Annotated in this window: 19 protein-coding genes and 1 tRNA gene; 10 read left to right on the forward strand and 10 right to left on the reverse strand. The window is 64.9% G+C overall.

Going from position 1 to position 20,330, the window contains the following annotated elements; all coding sequences use genetic code 11:
* The first annotated feature begins 75 nt into the window (after positions 1-75).
* Positions 76-151, forward strand: a tRNA-Gly gene (locus E8F20_RS20950).
* A 54-nt stretch (positions 152-205) separates the two neighbouring features.
* Here the strand turns inward: E8F20_RS20950 and E8F20_RS20955 are convergent.
* Positions 206-1,345 (reverse strand): SRPBCC family protein, encoded by a 1,140-nt coding sequence (locus tag E8F20_RS20955; protein WP_280285457.1) that lies wholly within the window; start codon positions 1,343-1,345, stop codon positions 206-208.
* An 88-nt stretch (positions 1,346-1,433) separates the two neighbouring features.
* Between E8F20_RS20955 and E8F20_RS20960 the strand changes: the two genes are divergently transcribed.
* Entirely contained in the window at positions 1,434-2,351 is a 918-nt protein-coding gene (locus E8F20_RS20960) for a LysR family transcriptional regulator (RefSeq protein WP_280285458.1), read from the forward strand.
* A gap of 292 nt (positions 2,352-2,643) precedes the next feature.
* Positions 2,644-2,832, forward strand: a complete 189-nt coding sequence (locus E8F20_RS20965; RefSeq protein ID WP_179062743.1) for a hypothetical protein — start codon at positions 2,644-2,646, stop codon at positions 2,830-2,832.
* Between the two features lie 99 nt (positions 2,833-2,931).
* Here the strand turns inward: E8F20_RS20965 and E8F20_RS20970 are convergent, their stop codons facing one another.
* The 6 genes from E8F20_RS20970 to E8F20_RS20995 form a co-directional block, all read right to left on the reverse strand.
* Positions 2,932-3,114 (reverse strand): hypothetical protein, encoded by a 183-nt coding sequence (locus E8F20_RS20970; protein WP_280285459.1) that lies wholly within the window; start codon positions 3,112-3,114, stop codon positions 2,932-2,934.
* Positions 3,111-4,241 carry a PepSY domain-containing protein gene (locus E8F20_RS20975; RefSeq protein ID WP_280285460.1) on the reverse strand — a complete coding sequence of 377 codons (1,131 nt, stop codon included), beginning with the start codon at positions 4,239-4,241 and terminating at the stop codon, positions 3,111-3,113. The genes E8F20_RS20970 and E8F20_RS20975 overlap by 4 nt, the downstream gene beginning before the upstream one ends.
* Positions 4,242-4,287: 46 nt before the next feature.
* Positions 4,288-6,666 carry a TonB-dependent siderophore receptor gene (locus E8F20_RS20980; RefSeq protein ID WP_280285461.1) on the reverse strand — a complete coding sequence of 793 codons (2,379 nt, stop codon included), beginning with the start codon at positions 6,664-6,666 and terminating at the stop codon, positions 4,288-4,290.
* A 225-nt stretch (positions 6,667-6,891) separates the two neighbouring features.
* The gene (locus E8F20_RS20985; RefSeq protein WP_280285462.1) at positions 6,892-7,851 is read right to left on the reverse strand and encodes a FecR family protein; all 960 of its coding nucleotides are present in this window, start codon (positions 7,849-7,851) and stop codon (positions 6,892-6,894) included.
* Positions 7,848-8,366 (reverse strand): RNA polymerase sigma factor, encoded by a 519-nt coding sequence (locus tag E8F20_RS20990; protein WP_280285463.1) that lies wholly within the window; start codon positions 8,364-8,366, stop codon positions 7,848-7,850. Before E8F20_RS20990 ends, E8F20_RS20985 begins: the two co-directional genes overlap by 4 nt.
* Positions 8,367-8,530: 164 nt before the next feature.
* Positions 8,531-8,941 (reverse strand): PA2817 family protein, encoded by a 411-nt coding sequence (locus tag E8F20_RS20995; protein WP_280285464.1) that lies wholly within the window; start codon positions 8,939-8,941, stop codon positions 8,531-8,533.
* A 321-nt stretch (positions 8,942-9,262) separates the two neighbouring features.
* On the opposite strand from E8F20_RS20995, the gene E8F20_RS21000 reads away from it, so the two are divergent.
* The 6 genes from E8F20_RS21000 (at position 9,263) to E8F20_RS21025 (ending at position 15,595) form a co-directional block, all read left to right on the forward strand.
* Positions 9,263-9,925 (forward strand): transglutaminase family protein, encoded by a 663-nt coding sequence (locus E8F20_RS21000; protein WP_280285465.1) that lies wholly within the window; start codon positions 9,263-9,265, stop codon positions 9,923-9,925.
* A gap of 87 nt (positions 9,926-10,012) precedes the next feature.
* A complete protein-coding gene (locus E8F20_RS21005; protein WP_280285467.1) occupies positions 10,013-10,930 on the forward strand; it encodes a MoxR family ATPase in 918 nt (305 codons plus the stop codon).
* On the forward strand, positions 10,930-11,877 hold the full coding sequence (locus E8F20_RS21010; RefSeq protein ID WP_280285468.1) for a DUF58 domain-containing protein: 948 nt from the start codon (positions 10,930-10,932) through the stop codon (positions 11,875-11,877). Before E8F20_RS21005 ends, E8F20_RS21010 begins: the two co-directional genes overlap by 1 nt.
* Complete coding sequence (locus E8F20_RS21015; protein WP_280285469.1) at positions 11,874-13,862, forward strand: DUF3488 and transglutaminase-like domain-containing protein; 1,989 nt, start codon at positions 11,874-11,876, stop codon at positions 13,860-13,862. Before E8F20_RS21010 ends, E8F20_RS21015 begins: the two co-directional genes overlap by 4 nt.
* A 56-nt stretch (positions 13,863-13,918) precedes the next feature.
* A complete protein-coding gene (locus E8F20_RS21020; protein ID WP_280285470.1) occupies positions 13,919-14,680 on the forward strand; it encodes a CHAD domain-containing protein in 762 nt (253 codons plus the stop codon).
* Positions 14,681-14,797: 117 nt separating this feature from the next.
* Positions 14,798-15,595: an acyl-CoA thioesterase domain-containing protein gene (locus E8F20_RS21025; RefSeq protein WP_280285471.1), complete on the forward strand. Its 798-nt coding sequence runs from the start codon at positions 14,798-14,800 to the stop codon at positions 15,593-15,595.
* A 145-nt stretch (positions 15,596-15,740) separates the two neighbouring features.
* Here the strand turns inward: E8F20_RS21025 and E8F20_RS21030 are convergent, their stop codons facing one another.
* The 3 genes from E8F20_RS21030 to E8F20_RS21040 form a co-directional block, all read right to left on the reverse strand.
* Positions 15,741-16,097 carry an Mpo1-like protein gene (locus E8F20_RS21030; protein ID WP_028627299.1) on the reverse strand — a complete coding sequence of 119 codons (357 nt, stop codon included), beginning with the start codon at positions 16,095-16,097 and terminating at the stop codon, positions 15,741-15,743.
* 95 nt (positions 16,098-16,192) lie between these two features.
* Positions 16,193-17,674: a methyl-accepting chemotaxis protein gene (locus E8F20_RS21035; protein ID WP_280285472.1), complete on the reverse strand. Its 1,482-nt coding sequence runs from the start codon at positions 17,672-17,674 to the stop codon at positions 16,193-16,195.
* 106 nt (positions 17,675-17,780) lie between these two features.
* The gene (locus E8F20_RS21040) at positions 17,781-18,587 is read right to left on the reverse strand and encodes a TatD family hydrolase (protein WP_280285473.1); all 807 of its coding nucleotides are present in this window, start codon (positions 18,585-18,587) and stop codon (positions 17,781-17,783) included.
* A gap of 234 nt (positions 18,588-18,821) precedes the next feature.
* Between E8F20_RS21040 and E8F20_RS21045 the strand changes: the two genes are divergently transcribed.
* Positions 18,822-20,243 carry a transglycosylase SLT domain-containing protein gene (locus E8F20_RS21045; protein WP_280285475.1) on the forward strand — a complete coding sequence of 474 codons (1,422 nt, stop codon included), beginning with the start codon at positions 18,822-18,824 and terminating at the stop codon, positions 20,241-20,243.
* Positions 20,244-20,330 lie beyond the last annotated feature (87 nt).

A 20,330-nucleotide genomic window follows, 5' to 3' on the forward strand; every position in this document is an offset into this window, starting at 1 on the left:
GCCTAGGACACCGCCCTTTCACGGCGGTAACAGGGGTTCGAGTCCCCTAGGGGACGCCACTTTTAAATGTTGTACGCGGGAATAGCTCAGTTGGTAGAGCACGACCTTGCCAAGGTCGGGGTCGCGAGTTCGAGTCTCGTTTCCCGCTCCAGTTAAACGAAAACGCCGCTCATTCGAGCGGCGTTTTCGTTTCTGCGTTTCCGACTTAGACCAGGTCGTGCTGGCGGGCCGGGGACGCCTCGATGGCGCGTTCGGCCATCGCCTTCAGCTGCTTCATGGATTCGGCCGACTCGCGGTCGATCTTGCCGCGCATCACCAGCCAGTTCGCGATCTGCATGGCCAGCCCGGAGAAACCGTACTCCAGGGTGCGGACGAACCGTGTCCCGCTGCCGGTGCTTTCGCATTCATAGGTCAGCACCAGTTCCAGTCCATGGGTGCCTTTGGCGGTGGCACGCCAGCGCCGGCCGGGGTTGTACTCGGTCACATCCCAGCTCAGATGTCCCGCACGTCCGCCGGCGTGGATGTCTTCTTCGAAATGGCTGCCCGCCGGCAGCGGCCCGGCCGGCCCGTCCACGCGCAGGGAGGAGGGGTGCCACTCCGGCCAGCGGGTGGCGGTGCTGGCGTAGGCCAGGACGTATTCCGGGGCGTGGGCGATTTCCACTTCGTGCTGCATTCGGGTCATGGCGCTCTCCTGTTCCAGTGGTTCCCAGTACAGGCTGCCCTTGAGCCAGTCCATGAGCGGGAATACCAGGTTGAAGTTGTGGGTCTGCATCAGGTCGCGGCGGTGGTGCAGTTCATGCAGCCGGCGCATGTGGCGGATCCATGGCAGGCGCGAGATGGGGTGGTTGGCGGGCAGGTGCTCGCAGGCGTGGAAGACCTCGTAGCTCAGGTAACCGGCCAGCAATGTCGCCGAGAAGAGGGCAGCGACGTTGCTGTTGATGAAGGACAGCAGCCACCAGGCGGCGAACAGGCCGATGCTGTAGAGAACGATCAGCCAGGCGGGGAAGAGGATCACCCGCCAGTCCCGAGCCGATTCCCAGGTCATGCACCCGGCGACGAAGAAGCTATGGTGATCGCCCGTGTGGCGCTTGTAGAACATTGCGCCAAGACGCGTTTTGTGATGGCCCAGGTTCCTGTGGATGGAGTACTCCCCCCAACTGAAGAACACCAGTGCTGCCGGCACCACCAGCCACTCCCAAGGCGCCATGTGCTCCAGGCTGCCAATGAAAAAGCTCAGGCATGCCGCGCCGTAAAGCAGCACGAAACCACCGTGCAGCCAGACGTTGTAGAGGGGATGGATGCCCGCCCGATAGCGGTCGCGAAAGGCCTGGGTGTCGTGGCTCATGGCTGCTCCAGCAGTCTTGTTGACATACCGGGGAGCATAGTGGTGAATGCTTTATTCCGATAATGGATAGTTGAAATGAGTATTATTCATGGGTCTGAATTTGCGCCGAATCGACCTGAACCTGCTGCTGGTGTTCGACGCCCTGATGCAGGAGCAGAACCTGTCGCGTGCCGCCGCGCGTCTGCACATGAGTCAACCCGCGGTGAGCAATGCCCTGGCGCGGCTGCGTAGCCAGCTGGGAGAGCCGTTGTTCAAGCGTACCGCTCGGGGCATGTCACCCACTGCTCATGCCCAGGTGCTTTACGCCCCAGTGCGCCAGGCGCTGAACCTGCTGCAGCTCGGGCTGGGTGCCCAGGAAGTGTTCGACCCGGGCGCCGAGCACTGCTTTCGGCTGGCGATGAACGACTACGCCCAGGCCATGCTGCTGCCGGCGTTGCTGGAGCAACTGAGGCACGAAGCGCCGCGGGTGGTGTTGGAGGTGCAGGACGACGAGGCGCAAAGCCTGGTGACACGGTTGGCGACCGGCGAGCTGGACCTGGCCATCGACTACCTCTACTTCGACAACCCCGATCTCTGCTACCAGCCCTTGATGGAGGAGGACTTGGTGGTGATCGGCCGGGCCGGGCACCCGGCTTTCGCGGGAGGGCTCACTCGCGAGCGCTACCTGGGCAGCCAGCATGTGCTGATATTGCCGCGAGCCGGCCGTGGCTCGCCGCTGGAGATCGTCCTGGGCTCGGCGAAGATCAAGCGCCGGGCGGGGCTTCAGGTTCCCCACTACCTGGCGATCCCGCCCATCGTGGCGCGCTCCGACCTCCTGGGCACCGTGCCGCGCCGGCTAGCGGAGCACTTCGCGGCCATCTACGCGCTGGAGATTGCGCCGCTTCCGGTGTCGACGCCGTCCGTGCAGGTGAGTCTGATCTGGCACCGCCAGCAGGAACTGGCGCCCGGCCTGCGTTGGCTGCGAGAGCAACTGGCGCGGCTCGGCGCGACGCTTGCCGGCGGCTGAGTTTCATCCGGGGGCGGTGCCATCTTTTCCATTCGCAAAGACTGGCTTCAGCAGGTGGGCCGACGGGCGGTTCGCGCCGCTCTAGGCTCCCAGCGGCAGCGCGTTTCGATCGGCCTTCGGTGCGGGCAAACAAGTTAGCTAGCGAACGAATTGCGCTGTGGTAGGGTCCTATTTTCCGGAATTGATCATCGGTCCGCAGCCGTTCACGCATTCAGTGCGTGCTCCAACCGGCGTTGATCGGGCCCCCGCTAATCCTTTCCGTTTTGCCCTGTTTGTTGTCCGGAGTTTGATTATGAAATCTGTTATCGCCCTTGCTTCCGCCCTGACCATCGTCCTTTCGGCCACTACCGCCATGGCTGCAGGCGGCGGCGATCGTACGACTCAACGCTGGCAGGCCCGTCTGGCGAAGGTCCAGCTGGAGCAGAAGCAGCAAGAGGCTGTGGCTGCAAAGCAGCGCGCCGAGCAGGCCCGGCAGGGCTGATCCGAAGCGGCGACTGGCGTTCTTCTCCAGGCCCTGCATTCCCGCCCTATCAAAGGCCCGCCCGGCAATGCCGGGCGGGCCTTTTTTGCACTTCACGAATCAGCGCTTGCGGCTGATCGGGCGGCGCAGGAGCGGCCAGGTGCTCAGCAGGGCAGGCACCCCCAAGCCCAGCCAGGCCAGGGCGTCCCACCAGCCATCGCCCAGCAGGGCGCTGAACAGGCCCACTGCGCAGAGCAGGCCGATGACCAGGGGCAAGGTGAAGGTGGATTGGCGCCAGTTCATGCCCTGGACTCCCCGAAAGCACGTTGCCCGGCGCCGCGCCGCAGGCGAACCCACCAGAGATAGAGCCCGCTGCCGAGCACGATGATGGTGAGGATATCCAGCGCGGCCCAGAGCAATTGCATGGGACGGCCGCCGTAGTCGCCGAAATGCAGTGGCTGCGACATGGCCAGTGCATCCATGTACCAGGGACGCTGCGCGACGGCAGTGACCGCCAGGGTGCGCGCGTCGATCAGCACTGGCGTCCACAGGTGGGCCGTCAGGTGAGAGCTGCCGACCATGAATACCGTGTAGTGGTGCTCGCTTGAGAAACGGGTGCCGGGGAAAGCGATGAAATCCGGCTGCATGCCGGGCAGTGCGTCGGTGGCAATTGTCAGCACATTGTCCACGGGGGAGCGTTCGATGAGTGGCGGTGCGTTGCGGTAGGGTTCTACCAGTGCGGTCAGCGCATCCTGTCTCCAGGCGCTGATCAACAGGTCGGCGCACGCGCTGATGACACCGGTGACCCCCACCACCAGCGCCCAGGTCAGGGTGACGATGCCGATGAGGTTGTGCAGGTCCAGCCAGCGCGTTCGTGTGGAGCGCTGGTGACGTACTTCGGCGAATTTGAGGCGTCGCATGAAGGGCGAGTAGAGCACCACACCGGAGACGATGGCGATCACGAACAACAGGCCCATGAACGCCAGCAGCAGCTTGCCAGGCAGCCCGGCGAACATGTCCACGTGCAGGCGCAGGATGAACATCAGCACGCCGCCGTTGGCCGCCGGCATGGCCACGGGCTCGCCAGTGCGTGCATCGATCATGAAGGTATGCGAGGCGTTCGGCTCGGTACCAGCGGTGGCGGCAGTGATGGCGACCACGCCATTCGGCTCGTCTTTCTCAAAACCCAGGTACTGCACCACCTCGCCGGGGCGGTGGCGCTGGGCGGCATCCACCAGTTGCTGCAGACCCAGGTGCGGGGTGCCAGGCGCCAATTCACGCAGCTCGGGCGCTTCACCCAGCAGGTGCTCCAGCTCGTGGTGGAAGATCAGCGGCAGGCCGGTAAGGGCCAGCATCAGCAGGAAGAGGGTGCAGATCAGACTGGTCCAGGTATGCACCTGGGACCAGCGCCGGATGGTGCGGCTTTGCATGGCGATTCCCGATTCAAAGGCCGCCACGCGGGGCGGCCGTGCTTCGTCAGAACTTGTAGTTAACGCTGCCGACCACGGTGCGTTCGTCGCCGTAGTAGCACCAGTAGCCGTCGCAGGTGGACAGGTATTCCTTGTTGAATACGTTCTTCGCGTCCACCGCTACCGAAAGACCGCGCAGTGAGCTGTTCAGGCGGCCCAGGTCGTAGTGGGCCGAGGCGTCGTACACGGTGTAGGAACCGGTATGGCCGAGCCAGGTGTTGGCCGTGTTGCCGTAGCTGTCCCCCACGTAGCGCACGCCGCCAGCGATGCCGAAACCGTCGAGGATGCCGCTGTGCCAGGTGTAGTCGGCCCAGGCGGTAGCCTGGTTGCGCGGCACCTGGGCCATGCGGTTGCCTTTGTCGGCGCCTTTCTGGATTTCGCTGTCGGTGTAGCTGTAGGAGGCCACCAGCTTGAGGTTCTCGGTGACGTCGGCAGTGGCTTCCAGTTCCAGGCCGCGTACTTCCAGCTCGCCAATCTGGCGGGTCACGCTGCCTTCGGTGACGCTGACGTTGGTCTGGGTCAGGTCGTAGACAGCGGCGGTCAGCATGGCGTCGGTGCCGGGCGGCTGGTACTTGATGCCCACTTCGTACTGTTTGCCCTCGGTGGGCTCGAACGACAGCGTGCTGTCGACGTTCGCACCCATCGCCGGCTGGAAGGACTCGGCGTAGGAGATGTACGGGGTGATGCCGTTGTCGAACAGGTAGCTCAGGCCCACGTTGCCGCTGAAGGCCACGTCGCGCTGGGTGTTGGTGGCGTCGTTCTTGTTGTAGAAGGTGGTGCCGGTGTGCACCCAGTCTTCGCGGCCGCCGAGGGTCAGGCGCCAGTTGTCCAGGGCGATCTGGTCCTGGATGTAGAGGCCGGTCTGGCGGGTCTTCTGGTTGAAGTCCTGCATGGTGAAGTAGCTCACGCCGGACAGGTCAGCGCCATAGATCGGGTTGTTGACGTTGATCGGCGGCACCCCCATGCCGTACAGCCAGCGGTAGTTGGTGTTGGCGCGCTGATGGTCGAGGCCCAGCAGCAGGGTGTGGTCCAGCTCACCGGTGCTGAAGTCGGCCTGGAAGTTGTTGTCCACGGCGAATTGGCTGATGTCTTCGTCGACGATGCCAGACTCGCGGTTGACGTTACCGTCGGCATCGATGCTGTTGAAGGTGGCCACGTTCACCGCCTGGAACTCCAGGTCGCTCTTGGTGTAACGCAGGTTCTGACGGAACTGCCAGACGTCGTTGAAACGGTGCTCGAACGCGTAGCCAAGGGCGTAGTAGGTACGGTCGTAGAAGTCCCAGTCCGGCTCGCCCAGGTTCTTGTGGTGGGAGATGTCACCGAAAGGGGAGTCGATCTTGGTGCCCTGCAGCGGCAGGAACTGGCCGGTAATGCCGGTATCGTCGCGCGTGTACTGCGAGAGGAAGGTCAGGCGGGTGTCGTCGTTGATGTTCCAGGTCAGGCTCGGCGCGAGGTTGTAGCGCTTGTCGGGAATGTGGTCGATGGGCGAGTTGCTGTCGCGCACGGTGCCGCTGACGCGGTAGAGAAACTGGCCCTGGTCGTCGACTTTGCCGGTGCTGTCGAAGTTGATCTGCTTGTGTTCGTTGCTGCCAGCCTGCAGTTCCAGCTCGTTGGCCTGTTCTTCCTGCGGGCGGCGACTGACCATGTCCAGCAGGCCACCGGGCGGGGTCTGGCCGTAGACCGAGGACGCCGGGCCGCGCAGCACGGCGATGCGCTCCAGGTTCCAGGGTTCGATCTTCGGATTGGCGAAGGAGCCCACCGGCAGCGGCAGGCCGTCGAGGAACTGGGTTGGCACGAAGCCGCGCACCTTCAACCAGTCGGAGCGGGAGTCGGAGCCGTAGCCGCTGCTCATCACGCCGGCGGTGTAGCGCAGGGAGTCGTTGAGGTTGAGCGTCGGGCGCGAATCCAGCTGCTCGCGGGTGATCACCGAGATCGAGCGGGGAATTTCGATGATCGCGGTGTCGGTCTTGGTGCCGGCGGCGGTGCGGCTGGCGACCATGCCAGTGGTCGGGCCCCAGGCGGTTTCATAGCTGCGGCTGCCGTCGATGTTCACGTCCGGCAGGTTCATCGCTTCATCAGCGACGGGTGCCAGGCTGTAGCTGTCGGCGCCGTTCTGCACCAGGCGCAGGCCGCTGCCCTGCAACGCCTGGGACAGTGCCTGCAGCGGGCTCAGTTCGCCCTGCACGGCCGGGGCAGTCTTGCCAGCGGTCAGGGCCGGGTCGACGCTGAGGACGATGCCGGCATTCGCGGCGATGCGGTTCAGGGTGCTGGCCAGTGACGCGGAGGGCAGTTGGTAGGCCTCGGCCAGGGCCTGGGTGGACAGGCCGCCGAGGGTGATTGCCAGTGCCAGCAAGGTGTGGCGGAACGGGGCGGTAGCGGTGTGCATTGCGAACATCTCCTAAGTGAGAAATCGTCTCAATGCCTTCTTGCCGAACCAGAATCGAAAAGTGACAGGGGGGATTGAGAAAATTTTCCGGTCCCGTCCCTGGACGCGTTGTTTGGTGGGGTGGAGAGCGCTTGTCTGGCTATTTCACTGCCTCGAACGCCAAGGCACTGCCGCGCGGTGGAAATCGTTTGAGCGATTGCCACCCTGCGGGACAGTCATCGCCTGTCAGTCGTTCGCGGGCACCACGCGCACCCACCAGTCGCTGTAACGCTCGATGCGCACTGGCAGGCTGGGGGGCAAGGCTGCAAGCGCCTTGTCGCTGTCGTTCAGCGGGAAGACACCACTGATGCGTAAGTCGGCCAGGGCCGGGTCCAGGCCCAGGTAGCCGCTTCGGTACTCACCCAGGCTGTCGATCAGCTGTGCCAATGGCATGTCGTCGGCCACCAGCATGCCGTGGCTCCAGGCCTCCGCGCCCACCGGTGCGGGTTCGCTCTTACCGAGGTGCTTCTGGTCGATGCGCACCTGTTCACCGGCCTGGATCACCCGCTCGCCTGATGCACTGCGTGGCGCTGCGGCCACAGCCGATTCGAGCACGATCAACCGGGTCGACTCGCCCTCGCGGCGTACCAGGAAGCGGGTGCCCAGAGGCTGCAGGCGGCCCTGCTCGGTTTCGACGATGAACGGGCGCGGGTCGTCGTGACCGGTCTTCACCAGTATTTCGCCGCTGTGCAAGTAGAGCCGGCGCTGCGCTCCGTCGAAGTCGATGTCCAGGGCGGTGCGGCTGTTGAGTTGCACGATGCTGCTGTCTGCCAGGCGCAGTTCACGGTGCTCGCCACGGGCGGTCAGTTCATCCGCCAGGTAGTCCCCGAGGGGGCGCTGCTGGGTGAGCAGGCCAAGACCCAGGCCCACGGCCAGCACCAGGGCCAGGGCGTTTCCGGCGATTCGATGTGGGCTGCGCCGCCGCACGCCGCCGCTGCGCAACAAGGCCCGGCGGGCCGGGGTGGGGGCGGCCGCTGCGAGTTGCTGGTCGATCCCCGCCAATTGCTGCCAGACCTGCGCGTGCTCCGGTCGCTCGCCGAGCCAGCGGCGGAACTCGCGCCGCTCCTGCTCGGTGGCCTCGCCGGAATCCAGGCACAACTGCCAGGCGATGGCCTCGTCCAGGGCGCGTGCGGAGGCCCGGCTCATGTCGGCTCTCCATAGAGGGCGATGTAGCACTGGCGCATGCCTTGGGCCAGGTACTGGCGCACCCGCGAGGGGGAAACCCCCAGACACTCGGCGATCTCGGCGTGGCCGAGGCCGTCCAGGCGGCTATAGAGGAAGGCTGCCCGTGCCTTGCTGGATAGCTGGCCCAGTAGACGGTCGATTTCCCGGAGGCTTTCCAGGATCAGTGCCTGTTCCTCGGGGCCCGGGTGCAGGTCCTGGGGGGCATGGGCCAGTTCGTCCAGGTAGGCGCGTTCCAGGTCATGGCGGCGGAACTGATCCACCAGCAGGCCACGGGCGATGGTAGCCAGCAGGGCGCGGGGCTCGCGGGGAGGTTGCAGATCGGCCCGGGCGAGCAGACGCAGGAAGGTGTCCTGGCTGACGTCTTCGGCGCGCTGAGGGCATTGCACCGTCTTGCGTAGCCAGCTGAACAGCCAATCACGATGGTCTCGGTAAAGCAGCCCTACCAGATGCGGGTTCGCGGGATCACCGGCCGACACGCTGACCTCATTGAAATGATCTGAAAAGAGTGATTAAGAATGATTCGCGATGATGACAGAGGCTGGCCTCGTGCCGCAATCGTGGCGGGGAGAATGGGCGATGGGTGGTGGTGGGGCGGGGAAAGGAGGAGGGGCGGCAGGGAGGTGCCGCCCCGGATGGGGGCTCAGTGCTTGCTGCCATTGTCCGGCAGGGCCAGCAACCGCTTCTCCTGGTTCCAATCGAAGGGCTCATCGTTCTGTTCCGCCTCGTAGCGGCGCTCGTCGAGGCGCTGGAACAGGTCGATTTCCTCGTCGGGCATGAAGTGCAGGCAATCGCCGCCGAAGAACCAGAGCAGGTCGCGCGGCACCAGGTGGGCGATCTGCGGGTAGCGGTGGAAGACCTGGCTGATCAGATCCTGGCCCATGTACAGGCTGCCTTCCGGGTCGCGCGGCAGTTCATTCATCAGTTCGTCGAAACGTTCGACGAAGAGCGCGTGGTTCTCCTCGGGAACCTGTTCGGCCTCGCCCAAGGCGACCAGGATGCTGCGCAGGTGGGCGAGCAGAGCGAGGTGATGGTCGAGGTAGGGATTGGCCATGGCGGATTTCCTGAAGCTGGATCGGGCGCGGGAGTATAGAGTCCTCCGCGCCCGCTGTCCTGCCTGTGGGCTCAGCGGACCTTGCCCTGGCTGAGCGGAAGTTCGTCCTTGTCGAAGTCGTCCAGGTCTATCACGCGTCGCCGCGCCGTTTCAGTTGCGTCACCTGCCGCCTCGCTCTTCCTTGAGGGCGGCGCAGGGCCGTCACGCGCTTAGTCGCCACCGGTAACCATGGCGACAGGAACGGCGAGCTTGGCCGGAATGTCGTACCCCGAGCGAAAAAGTGCTGGATAGACTGGGATCATCGCCCCGAGGAGCACCTCCATGCAGCGCTACTTGCAGCCCGGCCGCTTCGTTGATAGTGACCACCCCCTGGTGGTCGAGTTCGCCGAAAGACACCGTGGCGCCAGCCGCGACCCCATCGACCAGGCTGTCAGCCTGTACCTCGCGGTGCGCGACGAGATCCGCTACAACCCCTATGTATTCAGCCGGGTACCCGGGACACTCAAGGCCAGCCACGCCCTGGCTGCCGGGGAGTCCTATTGCGTGCCCAAGGCCATCCTCCTCGCCGCCTGCGCCCGGCATTGCGGCATTCCCGCGCGTATCGGGCTGGCGGATGTGCGCAACCATCTGGCCACGCCCAGGCTGTTGGAATTGCTGCGCAGCGAAGTGTTTGCCATGCACGGTTACACCGAGCTGCACCTCGACGGCCGCTGGGTGAAGGCCACGCCGGCGTTCAACCTGGCGCTGTGCCGCCTCTTCGACGTTCCGCCGTTGGCGTTCGATGGTCGTCACGACAGCGTTTTCCACCCGTTCAATCGCCAGGGCGAGCGATACATGGAATACCTGGCGGACCATGGTCAGTTCGACGATCTGCCGGAGGCGCTGTTCTTCGACCACCTGGCCAGCGTTTACCCGCACCTGTTCCGCGAGGGCGCGGCTTTCCTTTCCGGTGACCTCCACGCGGAGGCGGGCACAGCGAGCTGACGCACAGTTTCATAAGTAAAGTTTGCCGGGCGCTTTGCCATTGTCCGGCCTGCCAGTAGCATCGTCGCATTACACAGGGAGCGATGAATGCGAACGAAACTGGACGCCTGTCTGCACGCGGTCAACCAGGTACTGCTGGGCAAGGAAGCGCAGGTGCGCCTGGCCCTGACCTGCCTCCTGGCCCGCGGGCACCTCTTGATCGAAGACCTGCCCGGCATGGGCAAGACCACCCTGGGCCATGCCTTGGCCAAGGTGCTGGGGCTGAGCTTTCAGCGTATCCAGTTCACGTCGGACCTTCTGCCCGGCGACATCCTGGGCACCTCGGTGTTCGACAAGGACAGCAGCCAGTTCGTCTTCCATCCCGGCCCGGTGTTCGCCGAGCTGGTGCTGGCCGACGAGATCAACCGGGCTACCCCCAAGAGCCAGAGCGCCTTGCTGGAAGCCATGGAGGAAGGGCAGGTGACCATCGAAGGCGCGACCCGCCCGCTGCCGGAGCCTTTTTTCGTCATTGCCACCCAGAACCCGGTGAGCCAGGGCGGCACATTCGCCCTGCCGGAATCGCAACTGGATCGCTTCCTCATGCGCCTCTCCCTCGGCTATCCGGCCAGGGCCGCGGAAAAGGCCCTGCTGCAGGGCGAGGCGCGTCGCGCGCTGCTACCGCGTCTGGAACCGGTCTTCACCCATGCCGAACTGGGGTTGATCCAGGCCGAAGTACCCAAGGTGGTGGCCCGCGACGCACTGGTGGATTACGTATTGCGCCTGGTGGACGCCACGCGCAGCCAGCCGCAGTTCGCCTGGGGCCTTTCACCTCGTGCCAGCCTGGCGCTGCTGTCGGCGGCCCGTGCATGGGCGCTGCTGGCGGGGCGCGACTACGTGATTCCGGAAGATGTTCAGGCTGTGCTGCCCTCGGTGGTCGGCCACCGCCTGCGTGAGCGTGCCGATCCCTCCGGCCATGGTGGTGGCGCACTGGTGCAGTGGCTGCTGCGCGAAGTGCCGGCGCTCTGATGCTGGAACTTCAGGTCGCTCGCTGGCTGGCCCGGCGTATCCCGCCGGCCAGTCAGGTACGTCTCGATCAGCGACGGATCTTCATTCTGCCCACCCGCGCCGGCGCCGCCTTCGGGTTGGCCCTGGTGCCCATGCTGCTGGTGGCGATCAACTACCAGAACAGCTTGGCCTACGCGCTGACATTCCTTCTGCTCTCCGTATTCCTCGTGGCCATCCTGCACACCTTTCGCAACCTGTCGGGGCTGAACCTCAAGGCCGCGGGTGGTGCGCCGGTGTTTCTCGGCGAGCAGGCGCATTTCCACATCACCCTGGAAAGTGGCGGTCGCGAACACCAGGCCATTGCCCTCGGCTGGCCGCCCTTGCCCCTGCAGGTGCAGGACGTAGTGGCTGACGGCGCTTGTGGGGTGGAGCTGCACCTGCCGACCGATCGCCGCGGCTGGCTGCGGCCAAGGCGCTTGCGCGTCGAAAGCCGCTATCCCCTCGGGCTGCTGGTGGCCTGGAGCTGGGTGGATCTGGATCAGGCACTATTGGTTTACCCACGTCCCCTGGAGGGTGATCTGCCGCTGATACCTGGCCACGGCGACGAGGACGGCGACGATGGCCAGCATGTGCTCGGCGCCGGCGCGGACGACTACCAAGGGCTGCGTGCCTACCAACCGGGCGACTCGCGCCGACGCCTGCACTGGAAGGCCTATTCGCGAGGGCAGGGTTTGTTCGTGAAGGACTTCGCCGCGTTGGCCGGGCGTGACCTCTGGCTCGACCTGGAGCCGCTGGACGGCGGCCTGGAGCAGCGCCTGAGCCTGCTCTGCCATTGGGTGTTGCAATTCTCCGCACGCGGTCAGCCCTTCGGCTTGCGCCTGGGGGGGCAGGAGCTGGCGCCGGACACCGGTGAGGCCCACCGAGAGGCCTGCCTGCGCGCCCTGGCGCTGTTCGGGGGGCAGCAATGAAGACCGGCCTGCCGATCACCCGCATCAGCCTCACCTGGCTGCTGGTCGCCCAGGTGCTGGTGATCCTGCCGCACCTGCCTTACCTGCCGCTGTGGATCATCGCCATGTGGCTGGGCTGTGCCGGTTGGCGCATCCAGATCTTCCGCATGCGTGCGCAGTACCCCAGTGGCGTGGTCAAGGCCGCGCTGATCCTGGCCATGGCCCTGGGCGTGTTCCTCTCACGGGGCACCCTGGTGGGGCTGGAGGCGGCCGTCGTGCTGCTGGTGGCGGTGTTCATCCTCAAGTTGGTGGAGTTGCGCAGCCAGCGCGACGCCCTGGTGCTGATCCTGCTGGGCTTCTTCACCCAGGTCACTGCCTACCTGTTCAACGACGGCATGCTCGCCGCGCTCTACAGCCTCTTGCCCCTCTGTGCCTTGCTGGCCGCCCTGGTGGGACTGCAGCAGAGCCGCTTCGCCGAGCGCCCGCTGGTGCCGCTGAAAGCCGCCGGCAGCCTGCTGCTGCAAGCGGTGCCACTGATGCTGCTGCTGTTCCTGTTCTTTCCGCGGCTGGGGCCGCTCTGGTCACTGCCGCTGCCGAACGACAAGGGTGTCACGGGTCTGTCGGATGCCATGAGTCCGGCCGACATCGCAGAACTCAGCCGTTCCGGCGATCTGGCCTTCCGCGCCAGTTTCGAGGGGCCGGTGCCGCCGATGAGCCAGCTCTACTGGCGCGCGCTGACCCTTGAACGCTTCGATGGGCGTCGCTGGTCCCAGTCCCTGGGTGCCCAGCATGCACCGGCTGCCGACTGGCGCAAGGAAGGTGAAGCGCTGCGCTACAGCATCGTCATGCAAGCCAGTGGCCGGCCCTGGCTGTTTGGCCTGGATGTCGCCGAGACGAGCGAGGAGGGCGTGCGCGCAACGGCCGACTTCCGTCTGGAACGGCGTCGACCGGTGGACCGCTCGCTGCTCTACCAGGTCACTTCCTGGCCTCAGGCGGTGCGTGAGCCCGAGGGTAATCCCGGAGCATTGAGCCGGGCCCTGCAGTTGCCGCCCGAAGGCGAGCCGCGCACGCGGGCCTGGGCGACTGAACTCAAGCAACGGCACACCGATCCTCAGGCGCTGGTGGATGCGCTGCTGGCGCATTTTCACCGCGAACCCTATGTCTACACGCTCAAGCCGTCGCCGCTGGGGGCGGACAATGTCGATGGTTTCTTGTTCGATACCCGTCGGGGGTTTTGCGCCCACTACGCAGGCGCCATGACTTTCGTCTTGCGCGCCGCCGGCATTCCCGCACGGGTGGTGGCCGGATACCAGGGAGGCGAGCTCAATCCGGCCGGCAACTACGTGCTGGTGCATCAGTTCGATGCCCATGCCTGGGTGGAGTACTGGTTGCCGGGGCGTGGCTGGATCAGTGTCGACCCGACCTTCCAGGTGGCGCCGAACCGCATCGAACGGGGCCTGGAAGAGGCCGTGGCGGGGGAGCAGAGCTTTCTCGAGGGTTCACCCCTGTCGCCCTTGCGCTATCGACAGTTGGCCTGGCTGAACCAGGTTCGGCTCGCCTGGGACAATCTCAATTACGGTTGGCAGCGCTGGGTACTGGGTTATCAGGGCGAAGCCCAGGTCGAATTGGTGCGGCGCTGGTTCGGCAGCCTGGACAGCCGTGCCCTCGGCGTCGGCCTGGTGGGGGCCGGCGCGGTGCTGATGGCGGTATTGGCACTGTTTCTATTTGCCCCCTGGCGGCGAGAGCGCGACCCGCAATTACGCCAGTTCCAGGTTTTCGAGCGGCTCCTGGCACGCCATGGCGTGGTGCGCGGCAAGGGTGAAGGGCCGCGGGCTTTCGCTGAGCGTGCGAGTCGCGAGCTGCCCCCACAAGCGGCACTGATCCGCGCTTTCCTTGCGGCCTTCGAAGCCAGCCGGTACGGCAATCGCCAGGGGCTCGACCCGGCCAGGCCGCTGCGTGCCCTACGTAAGGGATTGCCCTGGCGCCTGCGGGGCGTGCGCGGATGATCCATGCTCATTAGTGCCGCGCCCGTGCATGGGCCTGATATCTGGAGAGTCTGAACATGGCCAGTTCGCTGGACGACCTGATTGCTCAGGTGATTGGTCTTGAGATTCGTCTGAACGCCTGCGTCGAACGCCTGGCAGCCGGGACGGATGACGAGGCCCTGCATGACCTGCGAGTAGCGACCAGGCGCCTGCGCAGCTTCCTGCGTCCGTTTCGTGGGCTGCCCGCAGTGGATGTGCTGAGCCAGGCTGCGGCTGACGTAGCCGCGCTGAGCGGCCCGCTGCGGGACCTGGAAGTACTGATCGTCGAACTGCGCAGTCACGGCCTGGACCGACTGACGCAGGATCGCGAGCAAGCGCGGCGCACCGGCTATGCGCAGTTCCTCCTGGCGCCGGAACTATCGCGCTTGTTTCAGGTGCTCGACGCCTGGCCGCATCTGATGCGAGTGTGTGATCGCGAAGGGCTGCTGACGGGGCGGCGCAAGGCCATCGAAAAGTTCCTTGCCAAAGGTCGGCGTCGGCTCGAAGACGGGCTGCGTGATCCCTCGCATGATCGGCATCGCCTGCGTCTGCTGATCAAGCGCCTGCGTTATGGGTTGGACGCTTACCCGGGAGTCGTCGAGCTATCTCCCAAGACCCGGCGTCTGCTGGTGGGGGCGCAGTCCGCCCTGGGCAAGTGGCACGATCATGTCCAGTGGCTGGCCCGTGCGGAGCAGGAGCCGGACCTGCGACCGCGAATTCGCGCCTGGCAAGTGGCGCTGCATGCGGCGGAAGTTCGCTCGGACCGGGTGCTGGAAAAGCTCTTGCGGCGCCTCGTCTGACCCGACCTTGGCCGTTCTCCCCTTGGTGTTGGCGTGGCTGCCTTGCGGCGCGGCTTTCGAGCCGGAGAGGCAATGCCCTAAGATCGCCGCTTGGGCGTTTCACTACAGGGATTTCTGATGAACTTTTCCGAATTGATCCAGGCAGCTCGCAGCATTCCGAGCGGCGTGGTGGTGCCTGCGGCTTGGGGGCAGGGGCGGGCGGTCTTCGGTGGCGTGGTCGCTGCACTGGCCTTCGAGGCCATGCGGGCGAAGGTTGAGCCGGGTCGACCGGTGCGCTCTCTGGCGACCACCTTTGTCGGCCCCCTGGAGCCCGAAGTACCGGCCAGTTTCGAGGCCGAGTTGTTGCGCGAGGGCAAAGCGGTGAGCCAGGTGTTCTGCCGCGTGGTGCAGAAGGGGCAGGTGGTAGCGCTGGTGCAAGGCAGTTTCGGTGGGTCGCGCCAGTCGGTGGTGCACTTGGATGCTGAACCCGCTCCCGAGATGAAACCGGCTGCCGACTGCTTCGAACTGCCCTTCATTCCGGGCGTTACCCCGGAGTTCACCCGTCATCTGGCCATGCGCTGGTCCATTGGCGGCATGCCGTTCTCCAACAGTCGCGAGCGTGATATGGGTGGCTGGGTGCGTTTCCGTGCAGACGTGGCGCGTGAATCGATTACCGAGGCCCACCTGCTGGCCCTGGTGGATGCCTGGCCGCCGGCTACCGTGCCGCACCTGCCGGAGCCCGCACCGGGCAGCACCCTGACCTGGACCATCGAATTCGTGCAGCCACTACCGAAGCTGGATACCCACGACTGGTGCAAATACCGCGCGCGCATCGAGCATGCCCGCGATGGATACGGCCACGCTGCTGCTGCCTTGTGGACGCCGGACGGCGAGCTGGTGGCCATGAGTCGGCAGACAGTGGTGGTGTTCGGCTGAGTACCCGGCCATGGCACGAACGCCTTGGCTGGAACTGCCGTCATCCGGTATTCGTAGGATGGCGTTGAGCGAAGCGATACCCGTCAGTGGTGATGGACGGGAATCGCTAGATCCACCGATCCAACGAACTACCGTGCTCCGGTTTTCAGCGCTTCTTGCGCCAGTTGCGCCACCACTGGCCACTGAGCAGGAAGCGCGGAAAGGTGACGAACTGCTCCACCAGCAGCCGGCCTATGGCGTCCTTGCGGTCGCTGAAGGGCTCTGGTTGCACCCCTTCGAGCTTGTGCCCGCGCCCCTGTAGGGCCAGCGAGGCAATGATGCCGATGATCCCCAGCACGAATGGCCGGAAGCTGAAACTGAACAAGCCGTAGACCAGGGTGATCGCCGCTACGATGAACAACGGCACGGCAATCACATGCAGGATCAGGTTGGCAGGATGCTGGTGGTTGTCGGCGTAGGTCCGCCATTGCCACGCATGCAGATTGGGAAGTCGTTTGCCCATGACCGGCTCCTTAAGGGAATGTCGGCAGCATAGTCCGGCCCTTGCGAGCCGGCGAATGCCTTCTTCCTATGGAGCAGATAGGCCGCTGAGGGTCGTCAGGCGCGCAGTTTGAGCTGGCGTATGGCCTGGGAAAGCTCACTGGCCAGCCCCGCCAGTTCATTGCTGGTGGCGGCCGATTCCACGGTCTGGCTGACGGTGAGTTCGGTGACGTCGCGTATCCCCACCACCGCGCGGGTCATTTCCTCGGCTACCTGGCTCTGTTGCTCGGCCGCCACGGCGATCTGTGTGTTGCTCTGGCGCATCTGCGCTACCGCGTCAGTGATGGCTGCCAGGGCCGCGCCGGCTTCATGGGCGGCCTGCACGCAATCATCGGCCTTGATCGAGCTTTCTCGCATGAACTCCACCGCGTCGCGCGTACCGGCCTGGAGCGTGTTGATCATGCTGGTGATCTCGTCAGTGGAGTCCTGTACGCGCTTGGCCAGGTTGCGAACCTCGTCCGCCACCACGGCGAAGCCACGGCCCATTTCCCCGGCGCGAGCAGCCTCGATGGCCGCGTTCAGCGCCAACAGGTTGGTCTGCTCGGCGATGCCGTGGATGACGTTGACCACGCCGCTGATCTTCTGGCTGTCCTCGGCGAGGCGCTGGATGGTTTCGGCGGTCTGCTGTACGCCGGAAGAAAGCCCGGCGATGGAGTGCTCGACGCGTTCCACCACCAACTGCCCGGCACCGGCTAGCTGGTCGGCATTCTGCGACTGGTCGCGGGTGTCCGCCGCATGCTGGGCAATGTGGTGGACGGTGGCGGACATCTCGTTGATGGCGGTGGCCGCCTGGTCGGTCTCGCTCTGCTGGCCGAGCATCCCCTGACGGACCTCACCCATGCTGTTGGCCAGGCGCGCCGCCCCTTCGTCAAGGCGGGCGACGGCCTGGGCCACGGTGCTGACCACGCGTTCGTAGCCGGCCTGCATGGCGTTGAAGGCGCTGGCCATCTGGCCCACCTCGTCACGGCTGTCGAGCGGTACGCGGGCAGAGAGGTCGCCGCTGCGCTCGACGTGGAGCATCACGTCCTTAAGGGTGTTCAGGTGGCTGAGCAGGAATCGGATCAGCAGCTGCGATGCCGCCAGCAAGGCAACCATCAGCAGAAACACGGACATCGCATACTCGATGGCGCGATCACCGAACAGCTGGATCAGGCTCGGGCTGCTGGCCAGCACCGCGACACGCTGGCCGTCGGGGCGCTCGAACACCTGGGCGCCCGTGGTGGGATCACTGCCGAGCAGGTTGTCGTGCTCCAGTGCCACCCAACCATTGGCCTTGGCCAGGACGTGGCCGTCGGGCAATTGCGGGGCGCTGCCAGAGTTGAATGTGACGATCCGGGGCGAAGCGGGAAGGGGCTGATCGGCGGGCCAGGACTTGAGCAACTGTGCTTGGGTCGCGGCGGCGGCACGGGCATCTTCGGCACGGCCCTGCTGCTCCAGCAAGAGCGCGTGCAAGACCAGCAGCAGGGTGGTGAAGAAGGCGACCGCGTTGACGGCCCAGAACTTGTACTTCAGGGAAATATCGCGAATCCAGGTACCCATGATGTTCTTCTTATGACTCGGACAGTATTGGCAAGGTGCCAGTATTTTCCGACAGAAATTTCCTACCGGAGTTGATCCGAGTCAACAGGAAACGGGGGCGCGTCGCTCACTCGGTGGGCGGCAGCCCGAAGAAGGCGCGCGCGCATGCGGTGGTGTGAAGGGCGAGTTCTTCCTGGCTTTCGCCGCGGTGCAGGGCGACCTCTCGCAGCACTTCGGTGAGGAAGGCCGGTTCGTTGTGACCGTGCTTGGGCTTCGGTCGCAGGGTGCGAGGCAGCAGGTAAGGCGCGTCGCTTTCGAGCATCAGGCGGCCGCGGGGAATGTCGCGTACCAGGGGGTGCAGGTGGGTGCCACGGCGTTCGTCGCAGATCCAACCGGTAATACCGATGTGCAGGTCGAGGTCGAGGTAGCCGTAGAGGGCGCGCTTCTCGCCGGTGAAGCAATGCACCACGGCGGCGGTCAAACGGTCGCGGAACTCCCGCACGATAGCCAGCAGGCGTTCGTCGGCGTCGCGTTCGTGGAGGAACACCGGCTTGTCCAGCTCGACGGCCAGGGCCAACTGCTCTTCCAGGGCTTTTTCCTGCTGCGGGCGTGGTGAGAAATCGCGGTTGAAGTCCAGGCCGCATTCGCCCACTGCACGTACCCGCGCTTCACCCAGCAGCGCGCGCAATTGCCGTTGGCTATCGCTGTTCCAGTCACTTGCTTCATGGGGATGGACACCGGCGGTACTGAACAGGCGCAGGTCGCTTTCATCCAGTTGCTCGGCGGCCAGCAGGGCCTTCTCGCTGTCTTCGAGGCTGGTGCCGGTCAGCACCAACTGGCAGACGCCGGCTGTCCGGGCGCGCTCCAGCAGTGCCCGGACGTCGCGGGCGAGGCTGGGGTGGGTCAGATTGACGCCGATGTCGATGAGTTGCATGGTGCTACCTCAGGTTGGAGCAGGCAGCATAACAAAGCTCGAAATAATTATAAAAAAGCTAATCTTTACAGGAACTTGGCGGCATATATTGAAGTCGATACCACGCTTTGACTGGCATCGAGCGCGAAGCTGTGACACTCTCCGCGCCCCTCGCTCGCCAGCCAAGGATTCGCGGCGCAGCAGCTCTACACGTTCGGGCGCGCGCTGACACCCCGCCCAGTCCCTGGAGAATCGATGACGCGACCGCTGCTGTTCCTGCTCTGCTTGCTGGCGCTGCTGCCCTATCCGGCGAGCGCGCGCCTGGCAGGGACGCCGGAAGTCTGGCAGCAGCCGGCCGAAGCACGGGACCTGGCACAGATCCGCCGCACCGGCGTGCTCAACGTGTTGGTGAACCAGAGTCGCAACAGCTCCGGTGAGGTCAAGGGCGAGCCGGTCGGTGTCGAGTACCACCGCATCCGTGCTTTTGAGCAGTTTCTCAACCGCAATGCCCGCGACGGGCGTGAAATCAAGCTGAAGATCTTGCCCAGGTCCAAGGACCAGTTGCTTGCTGCGCTACAGCGAGGCGAGGGCGATCTGGTGGCACCGGGAGAACTGATCAACCAGGGCGTTGGCGCCAATGTCAGTGCCAGTGCGCCACTGCGCAAGGATGTGCCGCTGGTGCTGGTCAGCCGCCAGGGACAGCGCCGTTATCAGCGCCTGGAGCAGTTGTCCGGCCGCAGCATCGCGCTGCCCGTGGGCAGTGCCGCGGGCGAGGCGTTGCGTCAAGTGAACGAGACGCTTGCCAGGCGTAATCTGGCGCCCATCGTTGTTGAGTGGGTCGATCCGACCCTGGCGGTGGAGGATGTGTTGGAGATGGTCCAGGCCGGCATTTTTCCGCTGACGGCGGTGGAGCAACCGATCGCCGAGCGCTGGGTCAAGGTGATGCCCAAGCTGCGCCTCGACAGGCACCTAGTGCTGGACAGGCAGGGAGACATGACCTGGTTCGTCCGCCGGGATGCTCCGACACTGCGAGCCAGTGTCAACCGATTCCTGGCCGAGTACCGAGCGCCGGATGACCAGGATGCGGCTTTCCAGCGCGTGTATCGGCGCTTGTACAGGGTGCATAACCCCCTGGCGCGTAACGAACGCCGACGCCTTGAACGGGTGCGCCCGGTGTTGCAGCGCTACGCGGACCAGCACGACTTCGATTGGCTCAGCCTGGCCGCGCTTGCCTATAAGGAGTCCAGCCTTAACCCCGCCGCCAAGGGCGCCAGCGGCGCCACCGGGCTGATGCAGATTACCCCCGGCGCGGCGCGCAGCGTCGGTGTGGGGAATATCCAGAAGCTCGATAACAATGTGCAGGCGTCGGCCAAGTATCTGGCCATGCTGCGCCGTAACTTCTTCGCCAGCGCCCAGCTCGACGAGCGCGAGCGAATGGCCTTTGTCCTTGCTGCCTACAACCTTGGTCCGCAGCGGGTCCAGGCAATGCGTGCAGAGGCCAGGCGCCGTGGTCTGAACCCGAACCAGTGGTTCTTCCAGGTGGAGCGCATCGCCGCTGAGCAAGCGGGGATGGGCGTCGTGAGCTACGTCAACAGCGTGAACAAGTACTACCTGGCGTACGACCGCGAACGTTATCTATTGGAACCCTCGAAAATGACCGGTAAGGCACGTAAATAATCGAGTTAATCGATTATTTGGCTGAGAATTTTGTGATTTTAATATCAAATAATTCTACTAAACTTGTGTTCATCGACTCCCACAACA

It is taken from the genome of Pseudomonas sp. BN415, from assembly GCF_029871195.1.
Taxonomy (GTDB): domain Bacteria; phylum Pseudomonadota; class Gammaproteobacteria; order Pseudomonadales; family Pseudomonadaceae; genus Metapseudomonas; species Metapseudomonas resinovorans.

Excerpts from the sequence above, each read along its gene's own strand:
- E8F20_RS20955 (WP_280285457.1), bottom strand. The coding sequence starts at position 1,345 with ATGAGCCACGACACCCAGGCCTTTCGCGACCGCTATCGGGCGGGCATC.
- E8F20_RS20960 (WP_280285458.1), top strand. The coding sequence starts at position 1,434 with ATGGGTCTGAATTTGCGCCGAATCGACCTGAACCTGCTGCTGGTGTTC.
- E8F20_RS20965 (WP_179062743.1), top strand. The coding sequence starts at position 2,644 with ATGAAATCTGTTATCGCCCTTGCTTCCGCCCTGACCATCGTCCTTTCG.
- E8F20_RS20970 (WP_280285459.1), bottom strand. The coding sequence starts at position 3,114 with ATGAACTGGCGCCAATCCACCTTCACCTTGCCCCTGGTCATCGGCCTG.
- E8F20_RS20975 (WP_280285460.1), bottom strand. The coding sequence starts at position 4,241 with ATGCAAAGCCGCACCATCCGGCGCTGGTCCCAGGTGCATACCTGGACC.
- E8F20_RS20980 (WP_280285461.1), bottom strand. The coding sequence starts at position 6,666 with ATGCACACCGCTACCGCCCCGTTCCGCCACACCTTGCTGGCACTGGCA.
- E8F20_RS20985 (WP_280285462.1), bottom strand. The coding sequence starts at position 7,851 with ATGAGCCGGGCCTCCGCACGCGCCCTGGACGAGGCCATCGCCTGGCAG.
- E8F20_RS20995 (WP_280285464.1), bottom strand. The coding sequence starts at position 8,941 with ATGGCCAATCCCTACCTCGACCATCACCTCGCTCTGCTCGCCCACCTG.
- E8F20_RS21000 (WP_280285465.1), top strand. The coding sequence starts at position 9,263 with ATGCAGCGCTACTTGCAGCCCGGCCGCTTCGTTGATAGTGACCACCCC.
- E8F20_RS21005 (WP_280285467.1), top strand. The coding sequence starts at position 10,013 with ATGCGAACGAAACTGGACGCCTGTCTGCACGCGGTCAACCAGGTACTG.
- E8F20_RS21010 (WP_280285468.1), top strand. The coding sequence starts at position 10,930 with ATGCTGGAACTTCAGGTCGCTCGCTGGCTGGCCCGGCGTATCCCGCCG.
- E8F20_RS21015 (WP_280285469.1), top strand. The coding sequence starts at position 11,874 with ATGAAGACCGGCCTGCCGATCACCCGCATCAGCCTCACCTGGCTGCTG.
- E8F20_RS21020 (WP_280285470.1), top strand. The coding sequence starts at position 13,919 with ATGGCCAGTTCGCTGGACGACCTGATTGCTCAGGTGATTGGTCTTGAG.
- E8F20_RS21025 (WP_280285471.1), top strand. The coding sequence starts at position 14,798 with ATGAACTTTTCCGAATTGATCCAGGCAGCTCGCAGCATTCCGAGCGGC.
- E8F20_RS21030 (WP_028627299.1), bottom strand. The coding sequence starts at position 16,097 with ATGGGCAAACGACTTCCCAATCTGCATGCGTGGCAATGGCGGACCTAC.
- E8F20_RS21035 (WP_280285472.1), bottom strand. The coding sequence starts at position 17,674 with ATGGGTACCTGGATTCGCGATATTTCCCTGAAGTACAAGTTCTGGGCC.
- E8F20_RS21040 (WP_280285473.1), bottom strand. The coding sequence starts at position 18,587 with ATGCAACTCATCGACATCGGCGTCAATCTGACCCACCCCAGCCTCGCC.
- E8F20_RS21045 (WP_280285475.1), top strand. The coding sequence starts at position 18,822 with ATGACGCGACCGCTGCTGTTCCTGCTCTGCTTGCTGGCGCTGCTGCCC.